Annotated in this window: 15 protein-coding genes and 1 pseudogene; 8 read left to right on the top strand and 8 right to left on the bottom strand. The window is 60.2% G+C overall.

Features of this window, described 5'->3' with window-relative positions; genetic code table 11:
- Positions 1–45: 45 nt before the first annotated feature.
- From LRS40_RS23240 to LRS40_RS23230, 3 genes are all read right to left on the bottom strand, one after another.
- Positions 46–861, bottom strand: a complete 816-nt coding sequence (locus LRS40_RS23240; RefSeq protein ID WP_156263260.1) for a Cof-type HAD-IIB family hydrolase — start codon at positions 859–861, stop codon at positions 46–48.
- 223 nt (positions 862–1,084) lie between these two features.
- Positions 1,085–3,517 (bottom strand): formate C-acetyltransferase/glycerol dehydratase family glycyl radical enzyme, encoded by a 2,433-nt coding sequence (locus tag LRS40_RS23235; protein WP_231312812.1) that lies wholly within the window; start codon positions 3,515–3,517, stop codon positions 1,085–1,087.
- 4 nt (positions 3,518–3,521) lie between these two features.
- Positions 3,522–4,421 carry a glycyl-radical enzyme activating protein gene (locus LRS40_RS23230; RefSeq protein WP_231312811.1) on the bottom strand — a complete coding sequence of 300 codons (900 nt, stop codon included), beginning with the start codon at positions 4,419–4,421 and terminating at the stop codon, positions 3,522–3,524.
- A 126-nt stretch (positions 4,422–4,547) separates the two neighbouring features.
- Between LRS40_RS23230 and fsa the strand changes: the two genes are divergently transcribed.
- Positions 4,548–5,210 carry a fructose-6-phosphate aldolase gene (gene fsa, locus LRS40_RS23225; RefSeq protein WP_156263261.1) on the top strand — a complete coding sequence of 221 codons (663 nt, stop codon included), beginning with the start codon at positions 4,548–4,550 and terminating at the stop codon, positions 5,208–5,210.
- 74 nt (positions 5,211–5,284) lie between these two features.
- Here fsa and moeB read toward each other — a convergent pair whose 3' ends face one another.
- The gene (gene moeB / locus LRS40_RS23220) at positions 5,285–6,037 is read right to left on the bottom strand and encodes a molybdopterin-synthase adenylyltransferase MoeB (RefSeq protein ID WP_231312810.1); all 753 of its coding nucleotides are present in this window, start codon (positions 6,035–6,037) and stop codon (positions 5,285–5,287) included.
- A 2-nt stretch (positions 6,038–6,039) separates the two neighbouring features.
- Positions 6,040–7,272: a molybdopterin molybdotransferase MoeA gene (moeA, locus tag LRS40_RS23215; protein WP_231312809.1), complete on the bottom strand. Its 1,233-nt coding sequence runs from the start codon at positions 7,270–7,272 to the stop codon at positions 6,040–6,042.
- 189 nt (positions 7,273–7,461) lie between these two features.
- Here moeA and iaaA point away from each other — a divergent pair, with 189 nt between their 5' ends.
- The 6 genes from iaaA to LRS40_RS23185 all read left to right on the top strand — a co-directional run bounded on the left by iaaA (position 7,462) and on the right by LRS40_RS23185 (position 14,274).
- A complete protein-coding gene (iaaA, locus tag LRS40_RS23210) occupies positions 7,462–8,400 on the top strand; it encodes a beta-aspartyl-peptidase (RefSeq protein ID WP_231312808.1) in 939 nt (312 codons plus the stop codon).
- Between the two features lie 11 nt (positions 8,401–8,411).
- Positions 8,412–10,283 carry a glutathione ABC transporter ATP-binding protein GsiA gene (gene gsiA / locus LRS40_RS23205; RefSeq protein WP_231312807.1) on the top strand — a complete coding sequence of 624 codons (1,872 nt, stop codon included), beginning with the start codon at positions 8,412–8,414 and terminating at the stop codon, positions 10,281–10,283.
- Between the two features lie 35 nt (positions 10,284–10,318).
- The gene (gene gsiB, locus LRS40_RS23200) at positions 10,319–11,857 is read left to right on the top strand and encodes a glutathione ABC transporter substrate-binding protein GsiB (protein WP_231312806.1); all 1,539 of its coding nucleotides are present in this window, start codon (positions 10,319–10,321) and stop codon (positions 11,855–11,857) included.
- 47 nt (positions 11,858–11,904) lie between these two features.
- Positions 11,905–12,825 carry a glutathione ABC transporter permease GsiC gene (gene gsiC, locus LRS40_RS23195; RefSeq protein WP_231312805.1) on the top strand — a complete coding sequence of 307 codons (921 nt, stop codon included), beginning with the start codon at positions 11,905–11,907 and terminating at the stop codon, positions 12,823–12,825.
- Position 12,826: 1 nt separating this feature from the next.
- On the top strand, positions 12,827–13,738 hold the full coding sequence (gsiD, locus tag LRS40_RS23190; protein WP_156263266.1) for a glutathione ABC transporter permease GsiD: 912 nt from the start codon (positions 12,827–12,829) through the stop codon (positions 13,736–13,738).
- 146 nt (positions 13,739–13,884) lie between these two features.
- A complete protein-coding gene (locus LRS40_RS23185; RefSeq protein ID WP_138369515.1) occupies positions 13,885–14,274 on the top strand; it encodes a hypothetical protein in 390 nt (129 codons plus the stop codon).
- 155 nt (positions 14,275–14,429) lie between these two features.
- Here the strand turns inward: LRS40_RS23185 and LRS40_RS23180 are convergent, their stop codons facing one another.
- Complete coding sequence (locus LRS40_RS23180) at positions 14,430–15,170, bottom strand: nitroreductase family protein (protein WP_231312804.1); 741 nt, start codon at positions 15,168–15,170, stop codon at positions 14,430–14,432.
- Between the two features lie 112 nt (positions 15,171–15,282).
- Positions 15,283–15,960, bottom strand: a complete 678-nt coding sequence (locus LRS40_RS23175) for a type 1 glutamine amidotransferase domain-containing protein (protein WP_142488812.1) — start codon at positions 15,958–15,960, stop codon at positions 15,283–15,285.
- Between the two features lie 78 nt (positions 15,961–16,038).
- Here LRS40_RS23175 and LRS40_RS23170 point away from each other — a divergent pair.
- Positions 16,039–16,475, top strand: a pseudogene (locus LRS40_RS23170) (N-acetyltransferase family protein).
- Positions 16,476–16,659: 184 nt separating this feature from the next.
- Here LRS40_RS23170 and LRS40_RS23165 read toward each other — a convergent pair.
- Positions 16,660–17,121 carry a hypothetical protein gene (locus LRS40_RS23165; protein WP_231312803.1) on the bottom strand — a complete coding sequence of 154 codons (462 nt, stop codon included), beginning with the start codon at positions 17,119–17,121 and terminating at the stop codon, positions 16,660–16,662.
- Positions 17,122–17,286 lie beyond the last annotated feature (165 nt).

Raw genomic sequence — 17,286 nt, 5'->3', positions numbered from 1 at the left:
GAGGAAAAAGAAGGGGGTTCGCCGGAGAAGGCTCCGGCGGGGCGATCAGTGGCTGAAAGGCGGGGTGTTATCGAGGACGGCCTGAATCACGTTCAGCGCGCCCTGGTGGTTGTTGTCGTCGGCCTGATAGCGGGTGATGGCTTTAATGCTTTCGCCGGCGTTACCCATGGCGAAGGAGTAGTGGGCAAACTTCAGCATTTCGGCGTCGTTACCGCTGTCGCCAATCGCCACGCACTCCTGCGGGGAGATATGCCAGCGCTTGAGCAGACGGCTGAGGCCGTTGGCTTTATGCAGGCCGGGGATGATCAGATCGACAAAACCAAACCCGCTGGTCACCGGCTTCATGATGCCGTCGAGGGAGACGTGCAGGGCATCAATCAGGTTCGGGATATCGCTGTCGGGCAGGTTCAGCGAGAACTTAAACAGCACGTCGTCAATCTCGCGATAGTCGCTGACGCGCTGTAAGCGGTGATAGTGTTTTGACATCAGGTCAACGAACGCCTCGGGCGCCTGGTCGCTGACGTACGCGCTTTCCAGACCGCAGGCGACGAAGTTCAGGGATTTATCTTTCAGCAGCTCGCCAATGACGATCTGCGATTCGTGCTTCGTCAGCTCACCGTGGAAAATCTGCTCGCCGTGATCGAACACCAGCGCGCCGTTTTCAGCCACGAAGGAGATCTGCGATTTCAGCTCCGGGAAGAAGGAGATGAGCTGGTAATACTGGTTGCCGCTGGCGACAACGAACTCAATATTCCGGGCCTGAAGTTGCTGGAACTGCGCCTGAAAGCGGTCACGATCGTACTGCTTGGCGTCATCAAGAAAAGTTCCGTCCATGTCGGTGACGATAACTTTAACGGTCATACATTGCGCTCCTGAGTCACTGCGTTATGAAACATTCTAATAACAAGGTGACGTGGAGCACAAATTTAATTTCGAATGAAAGTAAAAAGCCGGGTGGCGCTGACGCTTACCCGGCCTACATTTTAGCACCCGTAGGCCGGGTAAGGCGCAGCCGCCACCCGGCGAGAAAGACCGCACGATCTTATAGGCCCGGTAAGCGTAGCGCCACCGGACATTGCCGAGGCTACAGCGTATGCTCAGTACGGGCGATAATATCGTCCTGCGCATCCGGTGACAGGGCGGTGAAGAACGCCGAGTAACCCGCCACGCGCACCACCAGATCCCGATACTGGTCCGGGTGTTTCTTCGCTTCCAGCAGCGTTTCGCGGGAGACGATGTTGTACTGGATATGCCAGCCTTTGTGCACCTCGAAGAAGGTGCGCAGCAGCACCATCAGCTTCTGGCGGTCGCTGTCGTTATCCAGCGTCGCCGGGTTGAGCTTCTGGTTCAGCAGCACGCCACCCAGAATCGCTTCGGTCGGCAGCTTCCCGACAGAACCAATTACCGCGGTCGGCCCCAGATGGTCAGTGCCGGAAGCCGGGCTTGCCCCTTCCGCCAGCGGGGTATGCGCTTTACGTCCATCCGGGGTCGCCATGGTTGCCGCACCAAAGGGGACGTTGGCGGAAATAGACGAGGTCCCGGCGTAGTAGTTACCGCCAATCGGGCCGCGGCCGTAGCGCGGGTTGTGATACTGCTTCAGCTCTTCGATGTAGGTCTGATAGGCGCGAGCCAGCAGCAGATCCACGCTGTCGTCGTCGTTGCCGTACTTCGGTGCGCCGTTGATCAGACGCTGGCGCAGCTGCTCGTGGGTCAGCCCCTCGTAGTCATCCGCCAGCGCCGCCGCCAGCTGCTGCTGACCGATAGTGCCCTGGTCGAAGACCAGCTTCTTCACCGCCGCCAGGCTGTTGCCAAGGTTGGCGATCCCCACCTGCAGGCCAGAGACCCAGTCGTACTTCGCACCGCCCTGCTTGATGCTCTTCGCGCGCTCAATGCAGTCATCCACCAGCGCCGAGCAGAGAATGTCATGCACGTTCTCTTCCAGCATGGTATCCACCACGTACTCAATCTCGATGGATTTACGGGTGTAGTACTTAATCTGGCGGTCCCAGGCGGCCATCACTTCGTCGAAGTTGTTAAAGTTACCTTCAGAGAGCGCTTTGACCTGCGGCAGGAATACTTTGCCGCTGGTGGCGTCGCGGCCGCCTTCCATCGCCGCCAGCATTACGCGGGCGAAGTTGATAAAGCTCATCCCGGTGCAGCGGTAGCCCCATTTACCGCCGACGGCGGTCTCGATACAGCCGATGGCGGCGTAGTCGTAAGCATCCGCTTTTTCGATGCCGAGCTTGATGAATTCGGGGATCACGATTTCATCGTTGTTAAAGGCTGGCATCCCGAAGCCGCAGCGGATCACCTGCACGCAGGCGTCGAGGAAGTCGTTGCTCATGCCCGCGTGGTAGCGCACGCTCAGGTTCGGCTGGGTGGAGCGCAGACGGCCGCAGGATTCCAGAATCGCATAAGAGAGCGGGTTAACCGCGTCCATCGCCACATCGTTCACCAGCTTCTGGCCGCCGATGGTGACGTTCTGATACAGCGGGCTCCCGGCTGAGGCTTTGGAGTGCGAGCCGGAGCGGATCTTGTTTACTTCCAGCAGCTTCAGCCAGCAGCTGTGCAGCAGCTCGATGGCGTGCTCACGATCCAGAGACTGGTTCAGCTCCACGTCGCGGCGGTAGTAGGGGTAGAGATACTGGTCCATACGGGCAAACGACACCGAGTGGCCGTTGGATTCAATCTGCAGGATCAGCTGGATGAAGTAGCACAGCTGCAGCGCCTGCCAGAAGGTTTTCGGCGGTTCGTGGGCGATCACATCGCAGTTCTCCGCCATCGCCAGCAGCTCGTCCCGGCGGGTTTCGCGGGTTTCGCTGGCGGCCATCTCACGGGCCAGATCGGCAAAGCGTTCGATATGCAGGCTCACTGCTTCCAGCACGATATCAATCGCTTTCAGGAACTGGTCGCCGTGCAGATCTTCCAGGCAGGTGAGGTTAATGCGGGAGCGGCGCTCGTCCACTTTATGACGCATCCCGTCGAGCCCTTTCTCCAGCACCAGCGGGAAGTTCACCGCCAGGTGTGCATCGCCGGAGGTCATGTTGCCTTCGGCTTTGATAATGCCGGTTTCCAGCAGGCCTTTCTGCTCATCGGTGAACATGCCGTAGCAGCGATCCTGCACCGTCTGGCCGCGCCACCACGGGCACAGCGCGTGCAGGACGCGTTTGTTCTCTTCGCTTACCGCAAAGCCCGCGCCCGGGCGGTCGGCGAGATCGTCGATCTCTTTCTCAATCCACGAGACGGTGTATTCCGGGAAGATCGGCGCGGCGCGGACTTCGCTTGCCTGGTTGCCGATAATCAGCTCGTCATGTTTGATCCAGATGGTGCGCTGCGCCAGGTGGTGCGCCAGCGCCAGCGCGCGACGTACCGGGATCGGCTTATCCATATGCTGCTGGTACATTTCGGTGTAGTGCTGCGCACGCTCGGTACAGACCGGGGGCTTAACAATGTGGACCAGGGCAGTTTTATGCGCCTTAATGCGATCGCTCAGGGTAGAAAGATTCAGCTGTGTCATAACATTATCCTCGTAAGGTCGCGGTTAACCCTTTCCGGGCGGCATACTGCCGGGCAAAGTCCAGTAAAGCAGGGTTATCGAGCGGTTTATCTGGGGCAGAGTAGGGTTGGCCGAGCAGGGTGTATTTGTTCATGCCCAGCGTGTGGTACGGCAGAAAATGGATGTCGTGGACGTTCAGTTCGTCGGCGGCAAAGTTGGTAATGGCGGTAATGGAGGCCTCATAGGCGTTAAAGCCCTGGATCAGCGGCACGCGGATGGTGAGCTGTTTTCCGGCTGCGGCCAGGCGCTTAAGGTTATCCAGCACCCGTCTGGCGGAGCCGTCAGTCCACTGCTTAAACACCGCACCGTCGACGTGCTTCAGGTCGGCGAGAAACAGATCGATCCAGGGTAACGATGGTTCGATATAGTGCCAGGGCACATGCAGGCAGGTTTCGACCGCGGTATGAATGCCCTGCTCATGGCTGGCCTGGAACAGCTGGCGCGCCAGGTCCGGGTTCATAAAGGGCTCGCCGCCGGAGAGGGTGATCCCGCCGCCGCTGCGATCGTAGAAAGGCTTATCGCGCAGGACGGTGGTCATGATCTCCTCCACCTGCTGCTCTTCGCCGCAGACGGTGAGGGCCTGGGTCGGACAGCAGTGGGTGAGGGCATCCAGATGCGTATCGTCGAGTTTCTCGCGGTGGATCACCAGGCTATTCAGCGTCCGGTCGATGACCGCGGGCGCCACCTGCTGGCAGAGGTTGCACCCCTCCAGGCACAGGCGGGCATCGAACAGCAGGTCCCGCGACCGCGCGCGGCTCTCCGGGTTCTGACACCAGCGGCAGCCCAGCGAGCAGCCTTTCATAAAGACCACGGTACGAATACCGGGGCCGTCGTGTGTCGAGTAACGCTGAATGTTGAAGATCATAATGTCGCCTCTTGTTGCGTATGAAGATTAAATTACTTTCGAATGAAAGTTATCTTGACGCAAATCAACTCCGGCGCAGGTTTTGCCGTGTAGGGTTACGGCATAGTCATTTTTGAGGACCCGATCATGGAACTGTATCTCGACACATCCGACGTTATCGCTGTTAAAAAACTGGCCCGCGTATTTCCGCTGGCCGGCGTAACCACAAACCCAAGCATTGTGGCCGCAGGCAAAACGCCGCTCGAGGTTTTACTGCCTCAACTGCAGGAGGCGATGGGCGGTCAGGGCCGTCTGTTTGCTCAGGTGATGGCGACTACCGCAGAAGGAATGGTGGAAGACGCGCTGAAGCTGCGGGGTATCGTCGCCGATCTGGTGGTTAAAGTGCCGGTTACGGCGGAAGGGCTGGCGGCGATCAAGATGCTGAAAGCGCAAGGGGTGCCGACCCTGGGGACGGCGGTCTACAGCGCGGCGCAGGGGATGATGGCGGCGCTGGCGGGCGCGGAGTATGTCGCGCCGTACGTGAACCGCGTGGATGCGCAGGGCGGGGACGGGATCCAGACGGTGGCCGAGCTGCAACAGCTGCTGACCCTGCACGTGCCGCAGTCAAAGGTGCTGGCGGCAAGCTTTAAAACCCCGCGTCAGGCGCTGGATTGCCTGCTGGCAGGCTGTGAATCCATTACCCTGCCGCTGGATGTGGCCCAGCAGCTGATCACCTCTCCGGCGGTGGACGCGGCGATTGCGAAGTTCGAGCAGGACTGGCAGAACGCCTTTGGACGGACGTCGATCTAAGGGTATTGCCGGGTGGCGGCCTACGGTTCGTGCTTTTGTAGGCCGGGCAAGCGCAGCGCCGCCCGGCAACGGTTTCACTCCCCGCACACTTCGCACCCCGGATTACGCATCAGCTTCATCTCGCGGAACTGGCAGGTCATCGCGTCGTACATCACGATTTTCCCCGCCGCGGGCGTGCCGTAACGGGTCAGCACTTTTATCGCCTCCATCGCCTGCATCGAACCGATCACCCCCACCAGCGGGGCCATCACGCCGGCCTCCACACAGGTCAGGGCGTTTTCGCCAAACAGGCGGCTCAGGCAGCGGTAGCAGGGCTCGCCCTCCGCGTAAGTAAAGACGCTCACCTGCCCCTCCATGCGGATCGCCGCACCGGAGACCAGCGGTGTCTTATGGGCAAAACAGCCCGCATTGAGCTGATTGCGAATGGCGACGTTGTCGGTGCAGTCGAGGACCAGATCGTGGTGGGCAATCCGGGCCGACAGCGAGGCGTCATCCAGCAGGACATTGAGCAGGGTGAACTGTACGTTGGGGTTGATGCGCGTCAGCGACGCATGGGCCGACACCACTTTTGGCTCGCCGAGGGTCGCATCGCTGTGCAGGGTCTGGCGTTGCAGGTTGGAGAGCGACACGGTGTCGAAATCGAGCAGCGTCATGCGCCCCACGCCGGCGGCGGCCAGATACTGGGCCGCGGCGCAGCCCAGCCCGCCGAGGCCGACCACCAGCACGTTCGCCGCTTTCAACGCTTCCTGCCCGTCGAAATCAAAGCCGCGCAGCACAATCTGGCGATTGTAGCGCAGCATCTCCTGGTCGCTCAGTTCCACCGTCATGGTTAGCCCCCAAACAGCGCGTTAAACGGCTCAACCTCAACCCATTCACCCGCTTCCACGTTGCCGCGCTCGCGCTCGAGCACGATAAAGCAGTTGCCCTGGCTGAAGGAGCTAAAAATATGCGAGCCCTGGTGGCCGGTGGTGCTCACCTCCAGCTCGCCGTCGGCGTTACGCGCCAGAATGCCGCGCTGGAAGTCGAGACGACCCGGTGATTTTTTCAGGCGGGTGGCGGCGCGCACGCGCTGGCGGGCGGGCAGGCTGTGCCCCCGGTTGCCGGAGAGCTTCGCCAGTAGCGGCTGCACCAGCTGATAGAACGTCAGCGCCGCAGAGACCGGGTTCCCCGGCAGGCCGCAGAACCAGCTATTCGGCAGCTTGCCGAAAGCGAACGGTTTGCCCGGCTTGATGGCCAGCTTCCAGAAGCCGATCTCGCCCAGCTCATCAAGAATGGTTTTGGTGTAATCCGCTTCGCCCACCGACACGCCGCCGGAGCTGAGCACCACGTCGGCCACGCGATCCGCTTCGATAAAGGCTTCGCGCAGCTTGTCCGGATCGTCCGGGATAATCCCAAGGTTGATCACCTCGCAGCCCAGCTGCTCCAGCATCAGGTGCACCGCCAGACGGTTGGTGTCGTAGATCTGCCCCTCGGACAGCGGCTGACCCGGGAGCTGAAGTTCGTCGCCAGTGGAGAACAGCGCCACCCGCACCTTGCGCACCACGGCAATCTCCGGGATCCCCAGCGAGGCCAGCACCGGCAGTTCGGCCGCGGTCAGCCGGGTGCCCGCCGGGAAGACGGTTGCGCCCAGGGCAATGTCTTCCCCGCTGCGACGGATGTTCTGACCCGGCTTAACGCTGGCGATAAAGCGCACGCCGTCGTCGGTCTGCTCGGTCTCTTCCTGCATCACCACGGCGTCGCAGCCCGTTGGCACCGGGGCACCGGTCATAATGCGGATACAGCTGCCTTGAGGCCATTCACCCTGGAACGGCTGCCCGGCAAAGGCTTTACCGGCCACCGACAGCGCGGCACCCGCCGCCAGATCCGCCAGCCGTACGGCATAGCCGTCCATCGCCGAGTTATCAAAGCCCGGTACGTTGAGGGGCGAAACGATGTCGGCGGCGGTCACGCGGCCAAAACAACGCAGCAGCGGCAGCGTCTCCTGGTCTGACAGGGGTGAAAGTCGATCGAGCATCTGCGCGAGTGCCGTCTCAAGCGGCATCAGTCCGGCGGTAAAATCCATGGGTCACTCCAGCGAGAGAATAACGAAGGCGGCCATTATGGCAGAAAAGTGCCCTTAACTGTATGACACCATGGGCTTAGCCTTTACATCACAGTTGGGTCTTTCTATATTCAAAAATCATCTGAAGTTCCGGCAACGATAATGATATTTATAGAAAAAGCGGCAAATATGCCCGGTAAGGTGAAGTAAATGGGGAATGCAGTCATCGCGATCCACGGCGGCGCAGGGGCAATTACCCGTGCGCAGCTCAGTCAGGAACAGGAGAGGCGCTACATTGAGGCGCTTTCATCGATAGTCGAAACCGGCCAGCGGATGCTGGAGGCGGGAGAAAGTGCGTTGGATGTGGTCACCGAAGCGGTCCGCCTGCTGGAGGAGTGCCCGCTGTTTAACGCCGGGATTGGCGCGGTGTTTACCCGTGACGAAACCCATGAGCTGGACGCCTGCGTGATGGACGGCATCACCCTGAAAGCGGGTGCCGTGGCCGGGGTCAGCCATCTGCGCAACCCGGTGCTGGCTGCCCGTCTGGTGATGGAGCAGAGCCCGCACGTATTGCTGGTGGGCGAGGGGGCCGAGAAATTTGCCTTCGCGCACGGCATGGAGGCGGTTTCGCCAGATATTTTCTCCACCCCGGAACGCTATCAACAGCTGCTGGCGGCGCGTGATGCGGGTGAAACCCGGCTCGACCATTCCGCACCGCTGTATGAATCCACGAAAACGGGTACCGTCGGCGCGGTGGCGCTGGATAAGGCCGGTAACCTGGCCGCCGCGACTTCTACCGGCGGGATGACTAATAAACTGCCCGGCCGGGTGGGCGACAGCCCCTTACCCGGCGCGGGCTGCTATGCCAATAACGCCAGCGTGGCGGTCTCCTGTACCGGCACCGGCGAGGTGTTTATTCGCACTCTCGCGGCGTATGACATCGCCGCGCTGATGGACTACGGCGGCTTAAGCCTGGCCGAAGCCTGCGAGCGGGTGGTGATGGAAAAACTCCCGGCGCTGGAAGGCAGCGGCGGGCTGATTGCCGTCGATCGCGAAGGCAACGTGGCACTACCGTTTAACAGCGAAGGCATGTACCGCGCCTGGGGCTATGCCGGCGACACGCCGAGCACCGGAATTTACCGTGAATAAGGGAGAAAGGGATGCCGCACAGCGATGAACTCGACAGCCAGCAGGTGCTGGCGGTGCATAACCTGAACGTCGCCTTTTCCGACGAACGCCAGACGATCCCGGCAGTAAAAAACCTCTCTTTTTCGCTAAAACGTGGCGAAACGCTGGCGATCGTCGGGGAATCTGGTTCCGGTAAATCGGTTACCGCCCTGTCGCTGATGCGCCTGATTGAACAGTCCGGCGGGCAGGTGGCGTGCGACAGCCTGCTGCTGCGCCGTCGCAACGGCCAGGTAAGCGATCTCACCGGGCTCAATCCGTCGCAGATGCGCAGCGTGCGCGGCGCCGATATTGCCATGATTTTTCAGGAGCCGATGACCTCCCTCAACCCGGTCTTCCCGGTGGGGGAGCAGATCGCCGAGTCGATCCGTCTGCACCAGGGGCTGAGCGGCGAAGAGGCGCTGGCCGAAGCTAAACGCATGCTCGAGCAGGTGCGGATCCCGGAGGCGGACGCCATTCTGGGACGCTATCCGCATCAGCTCTCCGGCGGGATGCGCCAGCGGGTGATGATCGCCATGGCGCTCTCCTGCCGTCCGGCGGTGCTGATTGCCGATGAACCGACCACCGCGCTGGACGTCACCATCCAGGCGCAGATCCTGCAGCTGATTAAAGTGCTGCAGGAGGAGATGGAGATGGGGGTGATCTTTATCACTCACGATATGGGCGTGGTGGCGGATATCGCTGACCGGGTGCTGGTGATGTACCAGGGCGAGGCGGTTGAAACCGGCCCGGTGGAGCAGATTTTCCATGCCCCTGAGCACCCTTATACCCGGGCGCTGCTGGCTGCGGTGCCGCGACTGGGGGCGATGAACGGCCGCGACCTGCCGCGCCGTTTTCCTCTGATCTCCCTGGCTCATCCAGGTTTTCAGGAGGCCGAAACCGAGCAGGATACCGTGGTGCCCGGCGAGCCCATCTTAAAAGTGCGCGATCTGGTAACCCGATTTCCGCTGCGCGGCGGCCTGCTGAACCGCGTTAAGCGTGAAGTGCACGCGGTAGAGAGCGTCAGCTTTGATTTATGGCCCGGCGAAACGCTGTCGCTGGTGGGCGAGTCCGGCAGCGGCAAATCGACCACCGGCCGGGCGCTGCTGCGGCTGGTGGAGGCCCAGGAGGGCACCATCACCTTTAACGGTGAGCGCATCGACATCCTGCCGGCCGGGAAGCTGCAACCCCTGCGGCGGGATATTCAGTTTATTTTTCAGGACCCTTATGCCTCCCTCGATCCCCGCCAGACGGTGGGCTATTCGATTATGGAGCCGCTGCGGGTACATAACCTGCTGGAGGGCGACGCTGCCCAGCGGCGGGTGGCGTGGCTGCTGGAGCGCGTGGGCCTCAAGCCGGAGCACGCCTGGCGCTATCCCCATGAATTTTCCGGCGGTCAGCGGCAGCGGATCTGCATTGCCCGCGCGCTGGCGCTGAATCCGAAGGTGGTGATTGCCGACGAGTCGGTCTCGGCGCTGGATGTCTCCATCCGGGCGCAGATCATCAATCTGCTGCTCGATTTGCAGCGGGAGATGGGCATTGCATTTCTGTTTATTTCGCACGATATGGCGGTAGTGGAGCGTATCAGCCACCGGGTGGCGGTGATGTATCTCGGGCAGATCGTTGAGATTGGCCCGCGTCGGGCAGTGTTTGAAAATCCGCAGCACCCTTACACCCGCAAGCTGATGGCGGCGGTGCCGGTGGCCGATCCGGCCCATCGTCAGGCCCGGCGGGTGCTGCTTCAGGACGAGCTGCCGGGCAACATTCGCAAGCGTGGGGAAGCCACCGAGCGCGTGGTGCTGCGGGAGGTAGGCCCCGGCCATTTCGTCGCCCCGCCGCGTCAGGATAATGCCTTTAAGCATCTATAACGAACAACAGCACAGAACAACCGGAGAACACAACAATGACAAAATTTGTTGCTCGCAAATGGCTGTTAGCCGCGAGCGTAACGGCAGCCCTGGCGGCCACGCCGGCTTTCGCAGCAAAAGACGTGGTGGTGGCGGTGGCCTCCAACTTCACCACCCTCGATCCGTATGACGCCAACGACACCCTGTCGCAGGCGGTGGCGAAGTCGTTTTATCAGGGGCTGTTTGGTCTCGATAAAGAGATGCAGCTGAAAAACGTGCTGGCCGAGAGCTATAAAGTTTCGGACGACGGGCTGGTCTATACCATTAAGCTGCGCAGCGGGGTTAAGTTCCAGGACGGGACCGACTTTAACGCGGAAGCGGTGAAGGTCAACCTCGATCGCGCCAGCAACCCGGAAAACAGCCTCAAGCGTTATAATCTGTATAAAAATATCGCCAGCACCGAGGCGGTCGATCCCACCACGGTAAAAATCACCCTGAAAGAGCCGTTCTCGGCCTTTATCAACATTCTGGCCCACCCGGCCACGGCGATGATCTCCCCGGACGCGCTGAAAAAGTACGGCAAAGAGATCGGCTTCCATCCGGTGGGTACCGGCCCGTATGAGCTGGTGACCTGGAATCAGACCGACTTTGTGAAGGTGAAGAAGTTCGCCGGTTACTGGCAGCAGGGGCTGCCGAAGCTGGACACCATTACCTGGCGTCCGGTGGTGGATAACAACACCCGCGCGGCGATGCTCCAGACCGGCGAAGCGCAGTTTGCCTTCCCGATCCCTTACGAGCAGGCGGCGCTGCTCGGCAAAAACAGCAAGCTGGAGCTGGTGGCCAGCCCGTCGATCATGCAGCGCTACATCAGCATGAACGTCACGCAAAAGCCGTTCGATAACCCGAAAGTGCGCGAGGCGATTAACTACGCCATCAACCGTGAGGCGCTGGTAAAAGTGGCCTTTGCCGGTTACGCGACCCCGGCCACGGGCGTGGTGCCGCCATCCATTGCTTACTCCCAGCAGTATCATCCGTGGGAATACAATCCGACGAAGGCGCGCGCGCTGCTGAAAGAGGCGGGCTTCCCGAACGGCTTCAGCACGACCCTGTGGTCGTCACACAATCACAGCACCGCCCAGAAGGTGTTGCAGTTCACCCAGCAGCAGCTGGCGCAGGTAGGCATTAAGGTGCAGGTAACGGCGATGGATGCCGGACAGCGTGCCGCCGAAGTGGAAGGTAAAGGGCAGAAAGAGAGCGGAGTGAGGATGTTCTACACCGGCTGGTCGGCCTCTACCGGCGAAGCCGACTGGGCGCTGTCGCCGCTGTTTGCCTCTAATAACCAGCCGCCAACCCTGTTCAACACCGCGTTCTACAGCAATCCGCAGGTGGATAAAGATCTGACCGATGCCCTGAAAACCACCCAACCGGAAGAGAAAGCGAAACTGTACAAGGATGCGCAGGACACTATCTGGAAGGAGTCGCCATGGGTGCCGCTGGTGGTTGAGAAGCTGGTCTCGGCGCACAACAAGGCGCTGACCGGGTTTTACATCATGCCGGATACCGGCTTTAGCTTTGACGACGCGGATCTGAAATAGAGCACTCATTCCCGCAGGCGCGCGTCTGCGGGATGAGAGGAATGTGCATGCTGAATTATGTGATTAAACGCCTGCTGGGGCTGATCCCGACGCTGCTGATTGTGGCGGTGCTGGTCTTTTTATTCGTCCATATGCTGCCCGGGGATCCGGCGCGGCTGATTGCCGGCCCGGAAGCGGATGCCACGGTCATTGAGCTGGTGCGTAAGCAGCTGGGGCTGGATCAGCCGCTCTACCGGCAGTTCTGGCACTACATCACCAACGTCCTGCAGGGGGATTTTGGTACGTCGATGGTCTCCCGTCGGCCTGTTTCCGAGGAAATTGCCAGCCGCTTTATGCCCACCTTCTGGCTGACCCTCGCCAGCATGGCCTGGGCGGTGCTGTTTGGTCTGGGGGCGGGGATCGTGGCGGCCGTCTGGCGTAACCGCTGGCCGGACCGGCTGGGGATGGCGCTGGCGGTGACCGGGATCTCCTTCCCGGCCTTTGCGCTGGGAATGCTGCTGATGCAGGTTTTCTCCGTGGAGCTGGGCTGGCTGCCCACCGTGGGGGCGGACAGCTGGCGACACTACATCCTGCCTTCCCTGACGCTGGGCGCTGCGGTGGCGGCGGTGATGGCGCGCTTTACCCGCGCTTCTTTCGTTGACGTGTTGAACGAGGACTATATGCGCACCGCACGGGCGAAGGGGGTCAGCGAGAGGTGGGTGATCCTCAAGCACGGCCTGCGCAATGCGATGATCCCGGTGGTGACCATGATGGGGCTGCAGTTCGGCTTCCTGCTGGGCGGCTCGATCGTGGTGGAGAAAGTCTTCAACTGGCCGGGACTCGGGCGCCTGCTGGTCGATTCCGTCGACATGCGAGACTACCCGGTGATCCAGGCGGAAGTGCTGCTCTTTTCGCTGGAGTTTATTCTTATCAACTTAGTGGTGGATGTGCTCTATGCCGCCATTAATCCGGCTATCAGGTACAAGTAAGATGCGACTGTTAAACTGGCGCCGGCAGGCCATGTTAAAGGCAATGCCGGGGCTCAAACCGGATCAGATCCGCACCCCGTGGCATGAATTCTGGCGGCGCTTTCGCAAGCAGCCGGTGGCGATGACCGCCGGGCTGTTTGTCCTGCTGCTGATCCTGGTGGCGGTGTTGGCCCCCTGGATCGTCCCCTTCGATGCGGAGAACTACTTCGATTACGACCGGCTGAACGAGGGGCCGTCGATGATGCACTGGTTCGGCGTGGACTCCCTCGGGCGGGATATCTTCAGCCGGGTGCTGATGGGGGCGCAGATCTCCCTCGCGGCGGGCGTTTTTGCAGTGCTGATTGGCGCGGCCATCGGCACGGTGCTGGGCCTGCTTGCGGGTTACTACGAGGGCTGGTGGGACCGGGTCATCATGCGCATCTGCGATGTGCTGTTTGCCTTCCCCGGTATTCTGCTGGCGATTGCGGTGGTGGCGGTGATGGGTAACGGCATGGCGAACGTGATTATCGCCGTGGCGATCTTCTCGATTCCGGCCTTTGCCCGCCTGGTGCGCGGTAATACCCTGGTGCTGAAACAGCAGACTTTTATCGAGTCGGCGCGCAGCATTGGCGCCAGTGACACCACCATCCTCTTTAACCATATTCTGCCGGGCACCGTCTCGTCGATCGTGGTCTATTTCACCATGCGTATCGGGGTGTCGATTATCTCGGCGGCCAGTCTGTCGTTCTTAGGGTTAGGCGCTCAGCCGCCAACGCCGGAGTGGGGGGCGATGCTCAACGAGGCGCGGGCCGATATGGTGATCGCTCCGCACGTGGCGTTGTTCCCGAGCATGGCGATTTTCCTCACCGTGCTGGCGTTTAATCTGTTAGGAGATGGGCTGCGCGACGCGCTGGATCCGAGAATTAAGGGATAATCTACCAATAATGGTAGAAGTTAATGTGAAAGGCTTTGATATTCAGTAGGTTATAAATTGCCGTATAAAAGGTTTGCTGGAGTTAACTATTTGTAAAAATTATAATGATTAATGGTTGAATAACGTTAAATATTGTAAGGATTACAATGAAAAAGCTCCTTTTATGCGGCATGGTTTTACTGTCTACCTCTTGCGCCGATTTCCAGAAAAACATGAGTGACGGGATGAAAGCGGTCAATTCGGCCCTGACGCCGAAATCTTCTACCGGCACGCAAACTGCGGCGGCGGCAAAACAGTCCGGCACCATTACCAACGAACAGTGCAAGACCAGCGTGGGTAAATCCCGCGACTATTTTGAACAGATTGTTGGCTTCAAGCTGAACGAGACCAACTCTTCGGGCTATACCTCTTTCTCCGAGACCTATAACCTGCGCATTTCCGATCGTAAAGACCGTTTTGGCGGCAACTTCGCTATCTGCATTATCTCTATCGATCCGCAGACCAATAAGGTCACCACCTTCTCGATGCCGACCTGATTCAGGCATTTTGCCGGGTGGCGCTGCGCTTACCCGGCCTACAAAGGGCACATTACCCGTAGGCCCGCGCAAGCGCAGCGCCGCCGGGCAATGCCGGCAGCTCGCACATCACCCGTCGGCCCGTGCAAGCGCAGCGCCGCCGGGCATTTTCCACGTTACTTATCGACGCCAAAGCCCTGTTTAATCAGAGCCGGGAGCACGTCCGGGAAGTAAATGTGCTGGTAATACCCGCTCACGCTTTCACTCCAGGTATCGCCGTCATTACGATCAATAGCCTGCCAGTGTTCGGTCATCTGCTGATTGTAGCGGGTGATTTTCGCTTCCAGCCCCTCAGTGACATAGGCTTCGTCGTGGCGGAAGGTGTCCAGCGGCAGACGCGGTTTGTGATGCGAAGGCACATCGACGTGACCAATCACCACGCCCGCCACCGGGAAGGTGTGTTCCGGCAGGTCGAGCAGCTCAATCAGCTCCTGAGGGCGCAGACGGATCCCGCCAATCGGCACGATCCCTAACCCTTCGGAACGGGCCGCCGCCATCACTGAGCCCAGGGCGATCCCCACGTCGGTCGCGCCTGCCACAATGCTCTCAATACTCTGATGCGCCACCTGCTCCTTGCCCGCCAGCTTCATGCCAACCTCGGTTTTGTACATATCCAGCACAAAGGTGATAAACACCGGGGCTTTGGCAATCCACGGCTGGCCACCAGCGATCTGTGCGATCTGCGCCCGCTTTTCGGCATCGCGGGTGACGATGACCGACACCTGCTGGGAATGGACGGAGGTAGGGGCGCGGTACGCGGTGCTGATAATGCGCTCGAGCGTGGCGTCATCAATGGCGCGATCGGTAAAACTGCGCTCGCTTTTATGGTCGTTAAACAGGTCAATAATGGTGTTCATAGCATCTCCGGTGTAAATCGCAAAAGCCTAACAGCCCGGCAACGTTTTGCATTTAACACTCTATGCGATAAGCACAGGAGGGGGTTGCCCGACCAGCGGCCGGGCGGAGGGGTTAGCGCAGCGCTTTTACTAACGCTTTGGCGACATCTTCGGAGCTGGCCGGGTTCTGCCCGGTGATAAGCGTGCCGTCTTCGACAATATAAGATCCCCAGTTCGGGCCTTTCTGGTAGTGAGCCCCCAGGGCGATTAGCTCATCTTCCACCAGGAACGGGACGATATCGGTCAGCTCGACGTCGGCCTCTTCGCCGTTGGTAAAGCCGGTCACCTGACGGCCCTTGACCAGCGGTTCGCCAGAAGCGGCCTCCACGTGGCGCAGCACGCCCGGGGCATGGCAGACGAAGCCCGTCGGTTTACCGGCGCGGTTGAAGGCTTCAATCAGGGCGATGGAGGTCCGGGATTCGGCCAGATCCCACAGCGGGCCGTGGCCGCCAGGGTAGAAGACGGTGTCGAAATCCTCCTGACGCACGCTGTCGAGCTTCAGGGTGTTGGCGAGTTCATGTTGAGCCGCCGGATCGGCTTTGAAGCGCTGGGTCAGTTCGGTCTGGAAGTCGGCGGAATCACTTTTGGGATCCAGCGGCGGCTGACCGCCCGCCGGGGAGGCCAGCACCACTTCGGCTCCCGCATCTTTGAAGATGTAATACGGGGCGGCGAACTCTTCCAGCCAGAAGCCCGTTTTCTTACCGGTATTGCCCAGGTCACTGTGAGAGGTGAGAACCATTAAGACTTTCATTGTTATCTCCGGTGATGTTATGAGTTATAAAAGTAGCCTGGTTCCCGAGGGTGCGAGTAAGAACAAGGAGTAGCAACGATGGTAGTAGTGCGTGAAGCGCAGGCGGACGATTACGACGCATGGTTAAGGTTGTGGAAGGGTATCTCCATTTTTTCGGCACTGATCTCGATGAGGCGGTGACCCTGGTGACCTGGCGGCGGGTCTTATCCCCGGATTCCGGCCTGTTCTGCCGCCTGGCAGAAACCGAGCAGGGCGTGGTGGGTTTCGCCATCTGCGTGCTGCATGAAGGCACCTGGGTAACCCAGCCGCTGTGCTATCTGGAAGATCTGTTTGTCGATGAAGCGGCGCGCGGCAAGGGGGCGGGCAGGGCGTTGATTGAGGGCATTATTGACGAGGCACGGCAAAAGGCGTGGTCGAAGGTCTACTGGGTCACCCGGGAGGGGAATCCGGCCCGGGCGCTGTATGACAAACTGGCGGTGGTGGATGATTACGTTCGCTACCGGATTACGATTTAATAATCCCTGGCACGGACAATTCTCTCTTTCTTAACAGTGCCGGTGCTGCCTGATTGCCCGGCGGCGCTATGCTTGCCGGGCCTACAAGGTCAAATTCAGGTTTTGTAGGCCGGGTAAGGCGCAGCCGCCACCCGGCACTGCGTTTGCCCGGCCTGGGTACTGACTGTTCCCCCGTTAGCCTTCCTCAGTTATTCAACGCATCAATCGCCACGCGCCCGTCCGGCGTTTGCAGCCAGCGCGGCGCGTTCAGCGTGTCGGCGTAGAAGTTCACCAGCTCATACAGCAGTCCTTCCATCACCTTTGCCATATCCCGCGGCAGTACGTTGCTGATCAACAGCTGCGTGAGCGTCTGGCAATACAGGCCAAGCTGATCGCTTTCCGGTTCGAATGCGGGCAGACGGGACGGCAGATCGGTCAGGGTGAAACGCTCCACCAGGTACGCCGGGATGGGCTCGTTAAGCGTTGGCTGCAATAGCGCGAGACAGGCGGAAAGGCGGGCGCAGAGCGCCAGTTTCTCCGCGGGATCGTCGGTTTCCAGCAAGGTATGGGCAAAGCGTTCGCAGTGGTCGGCCAGCTCGGTGAAGTCGGTGTTGTGGGAGAAGGGTACGGTAAACAGTGCCTGAGCACGGGTTGGGGTAGTAGCCATAATGGCAGCCTCCTGTAACGGTATTTAAATCCGCCATCGGAGAGGTCAATCTCACGGGTGGCGGAACCAGACGAGGTTGACCTTACCGGCGTTACAGGAAACCGGCGCGTCTTGCGACGCCCCCGCCCGGCCCACCATTGAGGTGTATCCGTGCGCGCGACATAT

Source organism: Leclercia sp. G3L (genome assembly GCF_021117075.1).
In the GTDB taxonomy this organism is placed as follows: Bacteria; Pseudomonadota; Gammaproteobacteria; order Enterobacterales; family Enterobacteriaceae; genus Enterobacter; species Enterobacter adecarboxylatus_C.
Note: the sequence above shows the minus strand (reverse complement) of the source record. Positions and strands in the feature narration are given on the sequence as shown.